Raw genomic sequence first — 14,633 nt, forward strand, 5'->3', positions numbered from 1 at the left:
TATAACTGGAACCAACACAGCGAGGGTGTAGCCTGCTGCACCCCTTTTATACTTTTCAGACATCAAAACTCGTCACCTCCCGCACCTCGCCGGCTTGCATGGCCCCTGCCACGATGTTCCCGATGCGTACCCGCACCAGGCGCAGCGTCGGGAAGCCAACGGCGGCCGTCATTTTGCGCACTTGCCGGTTCTTGCCCTCGGTAAGCGTGATGGAGACCCAGCTGGTGGGGCCGTGCCGCTCGTCGCGGATGCGGCGGGCGCGTTCCGGTAAGTCCGGTGCCGTGCTAAGTTTTGCCACACAGCAGGGCTTGGTCTGGTGCATCTCCTTCTCCGCCCGTATCTCCACGCCCTGTTGCAGCTGCCGCATCGCCTCTTCGGTGATCACCCCGTCCACTTGCGCGTAATACTCTTTCTCTACCTTGCTGCTGCGCACCAGCTCGCTCACCTTACCATCCGTCGTCAGGAACAGTAGCCCTTCGCTGTCCTCGTCGAGGCGGCCAATGGCCATGGTGCCTGCCGGAAAATCATGTAAATCGCCCAGCACCTTCTTCTTTTTGGTTTCGCTGATAAACTGGCTGACGTACCCGTAGGGCTTGAAAAGTATGAAATGGCGATGCATGGCATTGTATATTTAGGCCCGCAAAGGTACTCGTAAGTAACAAGACTTGCCAGATGGCATGTGATCAGGGTGCCATACATGCATTTTTAAATTAATTCACCGTTGTTTTTAAATCGATAGAAAACTTCTATTATTATACTTACAAATCGCCTCAGCATCCTCCTATGAAAACACCGCTAAAGCTGCAGTTATACTTTTGGTTCCTGGCTGTCGCCTGCAGCCTCTCCTCCTGTGATTATGAGGAGAACGACTACATCAGCAAGTATTGTCCGGGTTCGTGCACGGTAATCAAAGGGCGTGTTTCTGATCAGAGCGGGGCGCCGGTAGTTGGTGCTACTATGCGCATCAGGTGGCGAAACGAAGTATACCTGCATCCCACTTTCACCCGCGAAAAGGCCATTGCCACCACCGATGCCAACGGCAACTACGAGCTGCTTTTCCTGCTGCGCGACCAGGAGCTGGTAGAGGGCTACATCAGTCTGGAGTCTGAAGTGAATCTGGAACAGTACCTTAGCTGCAGAGGCTACAGTCAATGGTATCTGGGTGAAATAGCCCGCGACACCACCATTATACAGAACTACACCATTGCCCCTGCCGCCACGCTGCGCTTAGTTTTTCATAACCAAGAGCCTGCAAACCAGCAGGACAGGATTTTTACCAGCATAAAGTATAAACTCAGCGCTTCCGATGCTGACAGCTGCGCGTATGTGTATGACAGCCGCAGCGGTTACTCCAGTGAACGTTTACCTATACCTGCCGGTCAGCCTATTGTGCTGTACACAGAATCGATAAAAGACGGCAGCCGCAGCACACGCAAAGACACCTTGGTGCTGGAGCCGAACGAGCTGCGGGAGTACGAACTAAGCTTTTAGAAAGTATGAAATACGAGATCATCCACGAAGAAAAATACCAGCAGTTTACAGCCAGGCTGGAACAGGACGAAGAGGCCGAGATAGCCTACTCCAAACCGCAGGATGGCGTGCTAGACCTGACCCATACGTTTGTGCCCGATGCTTACCGCGGCTCCGGGCTGGCGCAGGCGCTGATAAACACCGCCCTAGCCTATGCCCGTCGGCACAACCTGAAAGTGATCGCGACCTGCATGGCCGTGAAAAAACACATCGAACAGAACCCTGAGCACCAGGACCTGCTGCGGTAAACCATACTTTATGAAGCGATTTATACTTTATACTTTCCTGTTCATGCTGGCTTTGCCTGCTCTTGCCCAAACAGAGGAACCGGAAGGAAGGCATGTACTGGGCCTGCAGTTGGGCATCGCCACGGTGAGCGGCAGTTTCCACGATTCTGCTTACGAGGACGAATACCCGGCCTTTGCCCGCGATGGGCTACTGATGGCCGGTAGTTACCGCTACAACTTCGGCAGGTACTTGGGAGCCGGCGCCTCCCTAAGCTACCGCCACAACCGCTATAACCTCGATGCTTTCGCAGCCCCGGACGATGAGTTGGTAACAGGCAAAAGCGCTGAGGCATGGCGCTCCGTATTTACACTGGCCGATGTATACATCCGGGTGCCGATGCCGGAGGTGATGGAAGTATACCTGAAAGGCTCCGCAGGAGCATCCTTTAACCGTAGCGCCTCCTGGCAGGTGCAAACCGTTTACGGAGACATCCATATGCCTTCTGATAGGGCTACGGCATTGGCGTTGGGTTGGGGCAGCGGCATCAGCTTTAACATGCACCCTTTTACGGTGGGCGTAGAGGCCGGTATGCTTTTTACCAGGCCGGAGTTCACCGTGGCAGACCCAAAGGGCAATCCTCTGCAGCACCGCCAACCCATGAACTCGTTTAATGTAAGCCTTGGGGTACAGTTCAGACTATGAGATTAATTTTTCTTTCTTCTGCCGATTCTTTTTTTGCATCATATTACCACCAAATCAACGCTTGAAAAAGTGCTTTTTCAAGCGTTAAAGCCTTATTTTATACTTTAAGGCTGATACTAAAGCTAACGTTCAGAAAAAAATTGCATACTTTTTTTCATCCGGATGTAACCCTACAAAAAGAGTCCCGTTAATAAGTATGGCTAAAAGTTGAAAATAGATTAAAAAAAGCAAGGGACTCTGGAGACGGAGTTCCTTGCTTTTTTTATGTGGCTAATGGTGCTTCAGCGCACAGTTACGCACCTCTACCAAGGGAATGGTTACACCTTCCCCAGTTGCTCAAAACTCTCCTTTAGTTTCGGATAAAGCGCCTCGAACACGGCGTAGCTTTTAGCGTAAGTCTGATGGGTTTGGGGGTCAGGTTCAAAGGTTCTGCTTACCCGAATCATACTTTCCGCCTGCTCCAGCGAGGGCAGCAGTTGCAAAGCGTACATCCCCATAATGGCGGCCCCGAACGCGGAACCCTCAGGCGTTTCGGTCAGCTGTACTTTTTTGCCCGTTACATCGGCCAACATCTGCACCCACAGCTCCGAAAACGAGAAACCTCCGTTGGCATAGATCGTTGAGATGGGGTCCACTGTTTGCTCCAGCGCCTGCACCACGCTGTTCACGCTAAAGATCACACCCTCCATTACGGCCCGCAGGAAATGTGCGCGGCTATGGTTATAGTTGGCCCCAATAAAACAGGCGCGCGCCGCACCATCCCAGATAGGTGCCCGCTCCCCCAGCAGGTACGGCAGGAACAGTAGCCCCCCGGCACCCGGTTGTATCGATTCCGCCACATCATTCAGCAGCTCGTACATGTCCTGGTCTTTGGCCTTGGCTTCGGCTGTCTCGGAGGCGTAAAACGTATCCCGGAACCAGCGCAGCGCCACCCCGCCGTTGTTCACGGCACCGCCCAACACAAAGTGATCCTCGTTTAAGATATAGCTGAATACGCGCTCCTTCAGGTCGGTAGCCGGCTGGCTGGCCATCATGCGCACGGCCCCGCTGGTGCCAATGGTTACCACCGCCTCGCTGGGGCGCACCGCATGCGAGGCCAGGTTTGCCAGGCAGCCATCGCTGGCCCCGATCACAAAAGGCGTGTCGGGCGGGAGATGAAGCAAAGCGGCATCGGCAGGTTTAAGCCCGCTAAAAATATAAGTCGGCGACACAGGCTCGGGCAGCTGCTCCGGCTTTACCCCCGCAACCTGCAGGGCATCCTCGTGCCAGTTAAACTCAAAGATGTTGAAGAGCCCCATGGCCGAGGCAATGGAGTAGTCCACTTTATACTCTCCGAACAACCGAAAAAGCACATACTCCTTAATGCCTATGAACATGGCGGCCTGCTTAAACAGCTCCGGTTGCTCCTGCCGCAGCCAGCACAGCTTGGGCAGCGGCGACATCGGGTGCACGGGCGTACCGGTCTGCAGGTAGATCTTATGGCCCACGGTGCTCTGTTTTATCTCTTCGGCGCAGGCGTGGCTGCGCGAGTCGGCCCAGATGAGGCATCGGGTCAGCGGTTTTCCATCGGCATCCATCAGAATCAGGCTGTGCATGGCACTGCTGAAACACACACCCTTAGGCATATACTTGTGCTGCTGCAGCCAATCCGCCACCTCGCCCAGAGTTGCCAGCACGGCCTGCAGCACCTGCTCCGGCTCCTGCTCCGCCTGCCCCGGTTCCTGGCTGATGATCGGGTATTCCTCCATCCGCTGGAACAGCACCTCGCCACCCAACCTAAATACCACAGCTTTGGTGCTGGTGGTGCCAATGTCCACGCCAATAATTGCGTTCTGCTGCATGTATACTTGTTTTTAGTGTAGCTTACGTAGCCACAGGCATAGGTTTATACTTCTACCAAGTTATACTTTTAAATCATACTTAGAAACATAGGTTAAAGCGCGTTCTTAAGTATAACTCCTGCTGCAAATGGTTGCCCCAACAGTTCCGGCACTTTGTGAAAGCACTTCCATACTTCAGACACCGTTTCTGGCAGATGCAGGCACAGCTTTTACACAGAATTGACTTGCGATGCACTCCTACAGGCCATGGTACATTCAGGCAAAAGAACCGTACTATTGCTCCAAATCTAATTTTTTGCGCCTATAAACACAGGGTCAGCGCTTAGGCTGCACCTGTGTAGCTGCAGGCTCCTGTTATACCTGTCACAAACTTACCTTTTACATAAATGTGATGTTTTACACTGATCCCTATATTGGCCATGATGGGCCACTCCCGGCATACGAGCGCCAACCGCTGAAGAAACAGATACAGCTATGGTATACAGGCCTCCGGGGCATTAACCAGAGGCTTTTAATACTTTCTTCCCTGCTATGTTACGGTTGATAGCTGTGGATAAAGTATGGAAATGTAGATAAGCTGTGGGAAGCAAGGCTGCTGAGAAAACATAACATATTGCAGTTCAGCTATTTTCACAGATGATACCCAAAGGTCGCCATCCAGGCAGTGTAAAATTTGTCCACATTCACATTTCGTACATACTGATTACCTATTTTTGTAAAGGAAATAATGGTTACACAAACAGGTAACGGATAGTAGCGCATGGTTAAGACAAACACACACAGAGGCGAGGTAATACGCGATGCCGTAAAGGCAAGCGGCGTGGCAATAGGCGTAGTGGCCGAGAAAATGAGCATCAGCCGCAAAACGCTTTACAATAAGTTTAAAGAGTCGAGCATCCCTTACAGCTTTATCCTGAAGCTGGGCGAGGTGATCCACCACGATTTTTCACATGATTTCCCACACCTGGGTAAAACTGTGAAGAAAGAGGCCCCAAAGCCGCAGCCGCAAATGAGTACTAACCTGCTGCTGCCCTTCGACAGCGCGCCGCAGGAAGTGTACAAACCCAACAACCTGCGCGAGTGCGAGCAGGAACTGGTAAACCTGCAGCGCAAGTACATAAACCTGTTAGAAAAGTTTAACGAGCTGCTGCTAAAGACACAAGCCTAGCCCTGTGTAAGCGTCGTGTTGAAATGTTGCCCCTACATTTTGGGCCCGGCTTAGTCTATTATAATGCCTTCCCTTACCTTAGTGTCTATACTTTCTTCTGTTCCGGCCATAAAGGTGGCCACGGCGGTGCCATTAGCATAGAGCGTTAGCACTTTTCCGGCTATGCGGTAAGTATCTACCCGGCTAAGCGCGTCCATCATCTGGTTTTCCTGGTCCATGTTAGGGCAGGCCATACGGGTGGAGCTAAGGCCTGAAAGTCTGAGGCTTTGTTGCTCCCCCGCTTCATACCTGCCGAAAAACCTGTTGCACCCTGTAAACCCATGTACCCGCGTTTTACCCTCCTCAAAACGTATAAAGGCAGTTTGGGTGTTTTGGGGGCGCTGCACATCCTGCCCCTCCAACGAGAGCAGCGTCCAGTAAGCGTCTAAAATGCTGTCTGACCGGCCGTCTGGTTCGCGTTCTGTACGGTGCAGCCGCTGGCCAGCAGCAGCAACAGCAGCCCAACAACCGGAAATAGGTGTATGAGTTTTTGCATCATCTTTCTTCTAAATTCAAAGTATAACTAACCGCCGCTCCGGGCAGTAATGGTTTATAGTACGCAGCAGCGGTGTTAAAGTATGGCATTAAAAAAGCCCGCAGCTAAGCCGCGGGCTTTGTAGTTTATACTTGTTCGGTTATGCGCGCGGCGATTCGCTGCCGTAGCTGCTCATGCCGGATTCTGCGCTGTAGTCCGGGCCAGATGTTTCACCTGGTTTGCGGTAACGGCTGCTGCGCTGGCTATAGTCGTCGTGGTCGCTTACGTAAGAGCGGTTGCTGGCATACAGGCCTGTCGCGTAGTTATCGCCCCGGTTAGCATTACGGATCTCGCCACGGTAGCGCATATCATCGCTGTCGTAGTCACGGTCATAGTAGCGGTTCTGATTACCTCCACGGTAGTCGTTGTCAGAGCGTCTTTCCTTGTGCTCGCCACGGTCGTAGTAAGCATCTATGCCCAGCATGTTGTAGCCATGGTCTGAGCGGCCTCTGTACATTTTCTTGTTTTCGTCGCGGCCAAAGTCCTCGTAGCGGCGACCTGAGCCCTCGTAACGATAGCTGTTGTCCTGGCGGCCGTAGCGGTTGCTGTCGCTGCTACCGGAGCCGGCGCTGTAGTTAGTGCCACGGGAGGTGCCATACGTGCCGTAGTTATCTTCCGCGCCCCAGCCTGTACCTCTTCTGCGCTCGTAGCCGCCACTTTGCTCATTGCGGCTGTTGCCCATGTACGGGTTAGGATCACCGTAGTGATAGTCGCTGCCGCGCTCAGTTACGCCACGGTGGCTGCTGGCTCCATACCCCCCTACAGGGCCGCCGCTTCTGTATCCGAAATTAGGGTCCTGGTTAGAGCTGCGCACATTGCGGTACTCGGCGTTCTGGTCAGGCATACCGTAGTAGTTGCCATGGCGGTTGCTGTAACGGTCTCTGTAGTTCTCAAACGCTTGGTTGCGATTACGGTTGAGTTCACGGTTGTAGTCATCACCATAGTTGCTGCCACTACGCTCGTCGCGGTGAAGTTTATTCTCGAATTCTCGATGGTAATTTGGGTCGTTCCTTTCCATAGTTAAGTCTATTTAATTTACATGTGTTCTTCCCTATAAACGCACCTCAGCTATATACGTTGGGTTCTTTCGGCTTATTGGCTACCGAAAAGGCATCAGGCAAACTCGGGAACCGGATAAGGCATACCACCATATCCGGTAAGCCAGGCTGAGTTATTCTGATGGTTCTGTCTGTGTGCCAGAACTTCCGGGCCGAAACACCAGTGCCTTAGAAGAGGTACCGGGATATTTTAAGCAGCCCGTACTTACGATGTTACAGATTGGTCGAGGTGTTCTGCTCATTCATCTATTTCATTCGTTTTAGAGGAATCGTTTTCGTAGGTTTATAAAGACGCCCGATCCGCCTGAAGGAGTGGCGACGTATACTTTTCGAGCGTGCTTGTTAATACCTGAATAAAGTTTGTTGTTTGTTTATATTTTGGAGTTAACCCCTGTGCCCCGGTGCAGGGGTTTTCTTTTTGATGCTCCGGAACAATAATACCGGCAGCAGGTGTAGTAAAGTATGCGCGTAATAAAACTGTTCCTCAAGCATATGCCGCTGGTTACCCTGGCTTTGCTCCTGCTTCTCAATTTTAAGACTATAGCTCAACCCACGCAAAAGGTGCGTATCGCATTTGGCTCCTGCAACAGCCAGGACGAGCCGCAGCCCCTTTGGCCAGCCATTGTGGCCACGCAACCCGACCTTTGGATCTGGCTAGGGGACAATATCTACGGCGACACCCAGAACATGGACACGCTGGCCAGCAAGTATAACCGCCAGCAACAGCACCCCGGTTACAAGGCCCTGCTGCAAACCACCCCTATTACCGGCACCTGGGACGACCACGATTATGGTTACAATGATGCCGGGGGCGATTTTGCGAAAAAGGCGCAAAGCCAGCAGCTATTCCTCGATTTTATGGGAGTGCCCGCCGATGCTCCTGTTCGGGCACAAGAAGGAATTTACCGAAGCTATACGTATGGCAAGGGGGAGCAGAAGGTAAAAGTGCTGTTGCTCGATGGTCGCTATAACCGCGCTCCTTTTAACGAGCTGTTCGGTTTGTACCTGCCCAACTACAACGGCGATCTGTTAGGGGAAGCCCAGTGGCAGTGGCTGGAGCGGGAGCTAACCAACAGCGATGCCCAGATCCACATCATCGCCAGCGGCATGCAGATACTACCCAACGGACACGCCTATACTAACTGGTCGGCTTATCCTAATTCCCGTAGGCGCTTACTTCAGCTGCTTGAAACCACCCACCCGGCCAACCCCATCCTCCTTTCCGGCGACCGGCACGTAGGCGAGTTAGGCAAAATTGAACTAGAGGGGTATTCGCAGCCAGTTTATGAGATCACCTCCAGCGGCATGACGCACCACCGCCAGCCCAGCAAATACGGTAACCGTTACCGCGTAGGCGAGCAGGTAGGCGCCCTGAACTTCGGCATACTTGATATAGACTGGGGTGATACCTCCACCAATGTAACGATGCAAATCCATGGTGTTGAAAACGAAGTGCTACTGGAGCAAAAGCTGGTGTTCGAAAAAAACCCGGTGCCGGTATCAAGAAGATAGACTCAGTCATAAAAAAAGCGGGCTGCCAAAGTATGGCAGCCCGCTTTTCAATATAGCAGCAAGTATAAATCACTTACCTGAAGAGGATGAGGTAGCACCAGCCGGCACTTGCTGCTGCTGGTTTTTATACTTGTTATCGAACTTCTCGTAGAGGTACTTCTGCTTGTTGTTCAGGTCGATGTTGCGGCCCTGGATGAAAGCATAGGTCACGTTATTGGTACGCATGTCCAGCAGGTCGCCGGAGGATACTACCAGCGTAGCATCTTTGCCTACCTCCACGGAGCCTGCCTGTTTCTCTATGCCCAGGATCTTTGCCGTATTCAGCGTGACAGCCGCCAGCGCCTGCTCCTTATCTAAACCATAGGCAGCGGCCGTGCCCGCAATAAACGGCAGGTTACGTGTGCCATGTATGCTCAGGTCATAGTCCAGCGCGAACGGGATGCCGGCTTTGTGCAACAGGTAAGGCGTTTTGTACGGCATATCCACATCTTCCTCGGCTCTTGATGGCAAGGCGTGTACACCGGAGTAGATCACCGAAACGTTGTTCGCCTTCAGGAAATCGGCCACGGCTACGGCATCGCGGGCACCCACCACCACAATATCCTTTACGTTGTGCTTCTTCGCGAAATTCACCCCCTCAATCATCTCCTTGCCATAGTTAGCATGGATGTACAGCTTTCTGGAGCCGTCGAACAGGCCAGCCATAGAAGCTAATTTCAGGTTCTCGCTGTCGTGCTTGCCAGACTTATACACCGATGCATCACGAAACAGCTTCTCGAGCTCCAGCATTGTTTTCTCACGCTCTGCTGCCATTCGCTTCAGGCGCTCATCGGCACTGCTGTTGCCTGTTTCGATGAGCATGTTCGGCCAGTTCAGGTGCATGCCTTCATCGGCTTTTACAATGGCGTCTTCCCAGTTCCAGGCATCCAGCTGCACGATAGATGAGGTGCCGGAGATAGTACCTCCTACTGGTGTCAGCTGTGTCATCAGCACACCGTTGGCACGTACCGTCGGGATGATATCAGAGTCTGTGTTATAAGCGATCACAGAGCGCACGTTCGGGTTCATCTCCCCTACCTCGCGCCAGTCTATAGTGGCGCGCACACTCTCTACCTCGTTCAGGCCAAGGGTGGCGTTAGGTTGGATGAGTCCCGGGTAAATGTGCTGGCCTGTTACGTCTACTACGTCGTAGCCGCTCAGGTTAGCCTCGCTCTGCGGACCGGCGTACGTAATCTTTCCGTTATCGAATCCTACGGCAGCGTTCTGCACCACCTTTCCGTTGCCTATGTGCAGGGTGGCTCCCTTCAGCAGCATCGGTTTGCTTTGCTTAGGCGCCGGGGCAGGTACCTGCGCCATTACCGGCACGGCAAAAAACAGCGCCACCAAAGCAGAAATATATCTTTTATGCATCTTCATGTTCGGATCAGTTTAAATTAGTAAGCAAAGTATGATTCCTCCTCGTTGTGCTCCACATCTTCGCAGTGCACCACGTGCGCCTTCTTGCTTCTAGGAGCCTGTATTTTAGCGCCACCGGACTTCTCAGTCAGCATTTTCTGCACCAGGCGCATACGCTCCTGCTCCAGCTCCTCGCGCAGCTGCTCGTCACGCTCCACATCGTAGTAAGCCACGCCGTCCACAAAGGTCTTCAGCGGCTTGGCATAGATAGAAAGCGGATGCTCGTTCCACAGCACCACGTCAGCGTCTTTGCCTGCTTTCAGGCTACCCATTCTGTTGTCGAGGTGCAGGAGTTTGGCTGGGTTCAGGGTCACCATTTTCAGGGCGTCTTCTTCACTCATGCCGGTATACTTCACACTTTTGGCTGCTTCCTGGTTCAGGCGGCGGGCCATCTCGGCGTCGTCAGAGTTGATAGCGGTAACGATGCCCATCTGGTTCATAATGCCGGCGTTCTGCGGAATCGCATCTTTTACCTCCATTTTATAAGCCCACCAGTCGGCGAAGGTAGAGCCCCCTACACCATGCGCCTTCATCTTATCGGCCACTTTGTAGCCTTCCAGGATGTGTGTGAAGGTGTTCACCTTAAAGCCCATCTCATCAGCAACGTTCATCAGCATGTTGATCTCAGACTGCACATAAGAGTGGCAGGTGATAAAGCGCTTCTCGTTCAGGATCTCCACCAATGCATCTAATTCCAGGTCACGACGTGGGGCCGGGGTCTTGGATTTCTCGCGCTTGCTCAGTTTGTTGTAGTTCTTATGGGCCTGCTCATACTCTTTAGCACGCTGGAAGGCATCTACAAACACCTGCTCCACACCCATTCTGGACTGCGGGAAACGGATGGTCTGTGTGCTGCCCCAGTTCGACTGCTTCACGTTCTCACCCAGTGCAAACTTGATGTAGCCGTCAGCGTTTTCTACCAGCATCTCATCAGCGCTCTTGCCCCAACGCAGCTTCACGATAGCAGACTGCCCACCGATCGGGTTGGCAGAACCGTGCAGTAGCTGCGATGTGGTAACGCCACCAGCTAGCTGGCGGTAAATATTAATATCTTCCGGATCCACCACATCGGCCATGCGCACTTCAGAGGTTACAGACTGTGTGCCTTCGTTTACGCCATCCAGCGCAATGTGCGAGTGCTCGTCGATAATACCAGGCGTAACATGCTTGCCTGTACCGTCTATCACTTTGGCGCCAGACTCGCTCAGGTTTTTACCTACCTTGGCTATTTTGCCATTCTTCAGCAACACATCTGCGTTCTCCAGCTTACCCTCTTTCTCGTTTGTCCAAACAGTGGCGTTCTTGATAAGTATAGTTTCCTGCTTAGGCAGTTCCGGCTGTCCATAAGCCTGGAACGGGTAGATCATGCTGCCGATAACGGCATTCTCCTCCTCTTTCTTCGCACGGTCTTTCTTCTCCTTCTCAGTCATCGCCTCTGAGTAAGCAGCAGTCCATTTCACAGAAGACGCGTTTGGCAACTGGCCTTCGCCCTGCAGGTTCTTGTCGGCTACCCAGCCGCTCAGTCGGATGCTTTGTTTGCTGTCTTTGCTCTCGGTAAAAGAAATGGTAACCAGGCTACCGTTAAAGTTGATGTTGCCTTTTACTGTATCCTTGGCGATTACCTGCAGCTCCGGCTTCTCGGCTGTGCCCGAGATCAGCAGCTTACGGCCTGTGTCATTGCCTAACTTTAAAGTATAAACACCGCGGTAGTCAGCTGGCACGTCAGACAGTTTATACTGCTCGCCCTGCACCCAGTTCTCAAGTATAAGCCCATCTTCTGAGAACAGGTTGTCGGTAGTGATGATGAAATTGGCCAGCATGCCTTTGCTCAGGCTACCTACCTGGTTATCGGCTTTCAGAAGCTTGGCTGGTGTAGCTGTCAGAGCTTTCAGGGCCTCCTCCTCGCTCAGGCCATACTTTACGGCCTTGCGCAGGTTCGGCAGGAAGTCTTTTTTATCTTTCAGATCATGCGCGGTAAAAGCGATGGTGACGCCCGCCTTCTGCAGCAGGGCCGCATTGGCAGGGGCCATTTCCCAGTGCTTCATGTCTTCTAAGGACACGCGGCGCGCATCAAACGGATCTTCCACGTTATAAGCCTTCGGGAAGTCCAGCGACAGGATGATCGGGGCGTTGGTCGCCTTGATCTGCGGCAGCATCTGGTACTCGTCGCCGGCACCTTTCATGATATACTGCTTCCCAAACTCGTCCCCTACTTTATCGGCACGGAGTACGTTCAGCTTGTTATCCGCCTCAAAAATCTGCGGATAGTTGTTGGCCTGTGCAAAGGCTGTCAGGGAGATGTTCTGCTCTTTCTGCGGATTCCGTGCGTTCCACTGGGCATCCAGGTACGTCTGGCGCAGCAGAGCCACAGAGCCCATCAGCGAGTTCGGGTAATCCTGCTTTGAGGAGCCTTTCTCAAACGATAACGCGCCAGCGGCTTTATCTTTCAGTACGACTTCATTCTCACGCTTTTCAGCCAGTGTTACCAGTGCGGCTGTTCCGCGGGCAATGCCATCACGGTGCACGGCCAGCACCGTACCGAAGCCCTGCTTACGCATCTCTGCGGCTTTCCTGGCATCCACCTTAAACAACTCCACCGCGTCTGTCTCCGGACGGATGGCCTCATTCCAGTTGTAGGCACCCTCTCTGGTAGACTCCATTTGTGGGGCAGCACGCCAGTTGCGGCGCTCTATTTTTATTTCCGGCAGGCCATAGTCGCTGAACATATCCACCAAACCCGGGTAGATATGCTTGCCCTTGGCATCCATTACCACAGCTCCGGCAGGCACTTTCAGGTTGGCACCCACGGCTTCCACTTTGCCATTACGGATAATGAGCGTGGCGTTCGGAATGGCTGTTTTATAATCGGTGTGAACGGTGGCGTTGGTGAAGGCCACGAGTCCGGCGCGTTCGTCGTACACGCCGTTGCGCGGAAAAGTCTCCTGCGCCATTACACCACCTGCGCTAAAAGCAAGGCAGGCTGCAATGGTTAGAATTTTCTTCATGCTGTAGATTGTGGGTGATAGATTAAGGTTTAGACAAGTTTCGGTTATCAAGTTAAGCATCAGGGAGATAAAAAACTATCTATTGCAGATGCTAAATTGTGAACTTTGACTGCAGCTGATGCTAAAAGTTTAATTCAGTAGAGAAGTTTTCGGCTAGTCCGGCGCAGGCGCATAGCCCCGTAGCTGTAGGAGCACGGATTTGGAAATCCGCAGGTAACAGCATGCGATTATTAGTTAGCCCGTTACCCTCAATGCAGACCTTAGCATCTGGTGTTACACCATATTTTATCAGTCCGCTTCCAGCCTTTGGTTTCTATTTTAAGAATCATGTATATTAAGCATCCGCAATTTAAATCAGCACCCTTACATACTGACCAACAACATGTTGCATACTTCATTATTAACTTATCAGCACTACTTTTATGAAAAAGACACTTTATCTCCTGCTGCTGGTAAGCTGCTGGAGTTTCTGTAACAGGGGCATGGCGTCAACTGCCTCCGACACCACCTCACTGCCGGCAAGTATAAAAGGGTTCATCCCTATACCGGTGTTATACTATACCCCGGATACCCGGCTGGGCATGGGCGCCGCCGTGATAGGCTATCTCCGCCTTAAAAGCAAAACCGACACCACCTACACCCGCCTTTCCACGGCACGTGTCTTGGTAGACTATACCCTTAACAAACAGACGGACCAGCAACTGGAGTGGAACGGATTTACCCGGGATGAGAAATTCTTACTGCGTGGTGAGCTGCGGCACCGGATTTACACCGACAGGTTCTATGGCATTGGCAACGACACCGAACTGGAAGACGAGGGCAAGTATGACTACTCGCTGGTGGGCATGCGCTTCGGGGGGCTTCGCAACCTGGGGAACCAAGTATTCGTGGGCCTCGATTACCAGCTGACCAACTATTACAATCTTAGTTACGATTCGATCAACGAGGACCGCGAAAGCCTGCTCCAGTCTCAGCAGATACCCGGCTACCAGGGTGGCCTGAACAGTGGCGCCGGGCTTGTGTTCCTGATTGATACCCGCGATAACACCGCTTTTGCAAGCAGCGGGATGCTTTTGGAGGCGTCGGCCTATCATTTCGGAAAAATGTTCGGAGGCGATTTTGACTATCAGAATTATAACCTGAGCTTTAGTAAGTATAAAGCCCTGCGGGCGGGGCGGGTTTTAGCCTTCAACACTGTCTTCAACCTGAACAATGGCGAGGTTCCTCTCATGCGCTTAGCGCCTGCGGGAGGCGACAGAATCCTGCGCGGGTACGCCAGGAACCGTTTTCTTGCGGATAACTTTGCCGGTGCGCAACTGGAGTACCGCTTTCCGTTATACCGGCGTTTTGGCCTTGCCGCCTTTACAGGCATAGGAGACGTGTTCAATCATACTTCTGAGGTAAGCTTTTCAAAGCTGAAGTACTCTGTGGGTTCGGGGCTACGCTACGCCCTGAGCAAAGAGCAGAAGCTGAATGTTCGGGTGGACGTAGGCTACGGACGCGAAGGCAGTAACTTTTATGTGGTGATTGGCGAGGCTTTTTAACCAGCGCCATACTTAT

General features: G+C 52.5%; 12 protein-coding genes. 6 read left to right on the forward strand and 6 right to left on the reverse strand.

Features of this window, described 5'->3' with window-relative positions:
* Positions 1–55 precede the first annotated feature (55 nt).
* Entirely contained in the window at positions 56–619 is a 564-nt protein-coding gene (locus OO017_RS17455; RefSeq protein ID WP_266053982.1) for a pseudouridine synthase, read from the reverse strand.
* Between the two features lie 164 nt (positions 620–783).
* Here OO017_RS17455 and OO017_RS17460 point away from each other — a divergent pair, with 164 nt between their 5' ends.
* From OO017_RS17460 to OO017_RS17470, 3 genes are read left to right on the forward strand one after another with little or no spacing between them, the layout of a single operon-like run.
* On the forward strand, positions 784–1,491 hold the full coding sequence (locus tag OO017_RS17460) for a carboxypeptidase-like regulatory domain-containing protein (protein WP_266053983.1): 708 nt from the start codon (positions 784–786) through the stop codon (positions 1,489–1,491).
* Positions 1,492–1,496: 5 nt separating this feature from the next.
* Positions 1,497–1,778, forward strand: a complete 282-nt coding sequence (locus OO017_RS17465; RefSeq protein ID WP_266053984.1) for a GNAT family N-acetyltransferase — start codon at positions 1,497–1,499, stop codon at positions 1,776–1,778.
* Between the two features lie 10 nt (positions 1,779–1,788).
* Positions 1,789–2,460, forward strand: coding sequence for an outer membrane beta-barrel protein (locus tag OO017_RS17470; protein WP_266053985.1), 672 nt, complete (start codon positions 1,789–1,791; stop codon positions 2,458–2,460).
* 317 nt (positions 2,461–2,777) lie between these two features.
* Here OO017_RS17470 and OO017_RS17475 read toward each other — a convergent pair whose 3' ends face one another.
* Positions 2,778–4,301 carry a gluconokinase gene (locus OO017_RS17475; RefSeq protein WP_266053986.1) on the reverse strand — a complete coding sequence of 508 codons (1,524 nt, stop codon included), beginning with the start codon at positions 4,299–4,301 and terminating at the stop codon, positions 2,778–2,780.
* A gap of 760 nt (positions 4,302–5,061) precedes the next feature.
* Here OO017_RS17475 and OO017_RS17480 point away from each other — a divergent pair.
* The gene (locus OO017_RS17480; protein ID WP_266053987.1) at positions 5,062–5,469 is read left to right on the forward strand and encodes a hypothetical protein; all 408 of its coding nucleotides are present in this window, start codon (positions 5,062–5,064) and stop codon (positions 5,467–5,469) included.
* 50 nt (positions 5,470–5,519) lie between these two features.
* Here OO017_RS17480 and OO017_RS17485 read toward each other — a convergent pair whose 3' ends face one another.
* Together OO017_RS17485 and OO017_RS17490 are read right to left on the reverse strand one after the other, a co-directional pair.
* A complete protein-coding gene (locus tag OO017_RS17485; RefSeq protein ID WP_369426441.1) occupies positions 5,520–5,855 on the reverse strand; it encodes an META domain-containing protein in 336 nt (111 codons plus the stop codon).
* Positions 5,856–6,143: 288 nt separating this feature from the next.
* Positions 6,144–7,061 carry a hypothetical protein gene (locus tag OO017_RS17490; RefSeq protein WP_266053988.1) on the reverse strand — a complete coding sequence of 306 codons (918 nt, stop codon included), beginning with the start codon at positions 7,059–7,061 and terminating at the stop codon, positions 6,144–6,146.
* Between the two features lie 502 nt (positions 7,062–7,563).
* On the opposite strand from OO017_RS17490, the gene OO017_RS17495 reads away from it, so the two are divergent.
* Positions 7,564–8,613: an alkaline phosphatase D family protein gene (locus tag OO017_RS17495; protein ID WP_266053989.1), complete on the forward strand. Its 1,050-nt coding sequence runs from the start codon at positions 7,564–7,566 to the stop codon at positions 8,611–8,613.
* 69 nt (positions 8,614–8,682) lie between these two features.
* Here the strand turns inward: OO017_RS17495 and OO017_RS17500 are convergent, their stop codons facing one another.
* The gene (locus OO017_RS17500; RefSeq protein WP_266053990.1) at positions 8,683–10,029 is read right to left on the reverse strand and encodes an amidohydrolase family protein; all 1,347 of its coding nucleotides are present in this window, start codon (positions 10,027–10,029) and stop codon (positions 8,683–8,685) included.
* Positions 10,030–10,046: 17 nt separating this feature from the next.
* On the reverse strand, positions 10,047–13,073 hold the full coding sequence (locus OO017_RS17505; protein WP_266053991.1) for an amidohydrolase family protein: 3,027 nt from the start codon (positions 13,071–13,073) through the stop codon (positions 10,047–10,049).
* A 422-nt stretch (positions 13,074–13,495) separates the two neighbouring features.
* Between OO017_RS17505 and OO017_RS17510 the strand changes: the two genes are divergently transcribed.
* Positions 13,496–14,617, forward strand: coding sequence for a BamA/TamA family outer membrane protein (locus OO017_RS17510; RefSeq protein WP_266053992.1), 1,122 nt, complete (start codon positions 13,496–13,498; stop codon positions 14,615–14,617).
* The last annotated feature ends 16 nt before the right edge of the window (positions 14,618–14,633 follow it).

It is taken from the genome of Pontibacter anaerobius, from assembly GCF_026241195.1.
Taxonomy (GTDB): Bacteria; Bacteroidota; Bacteroidia; order Cytophagales; family Hymenobacteraceae; genus Pontibacter; species Pontibacter anaerobius.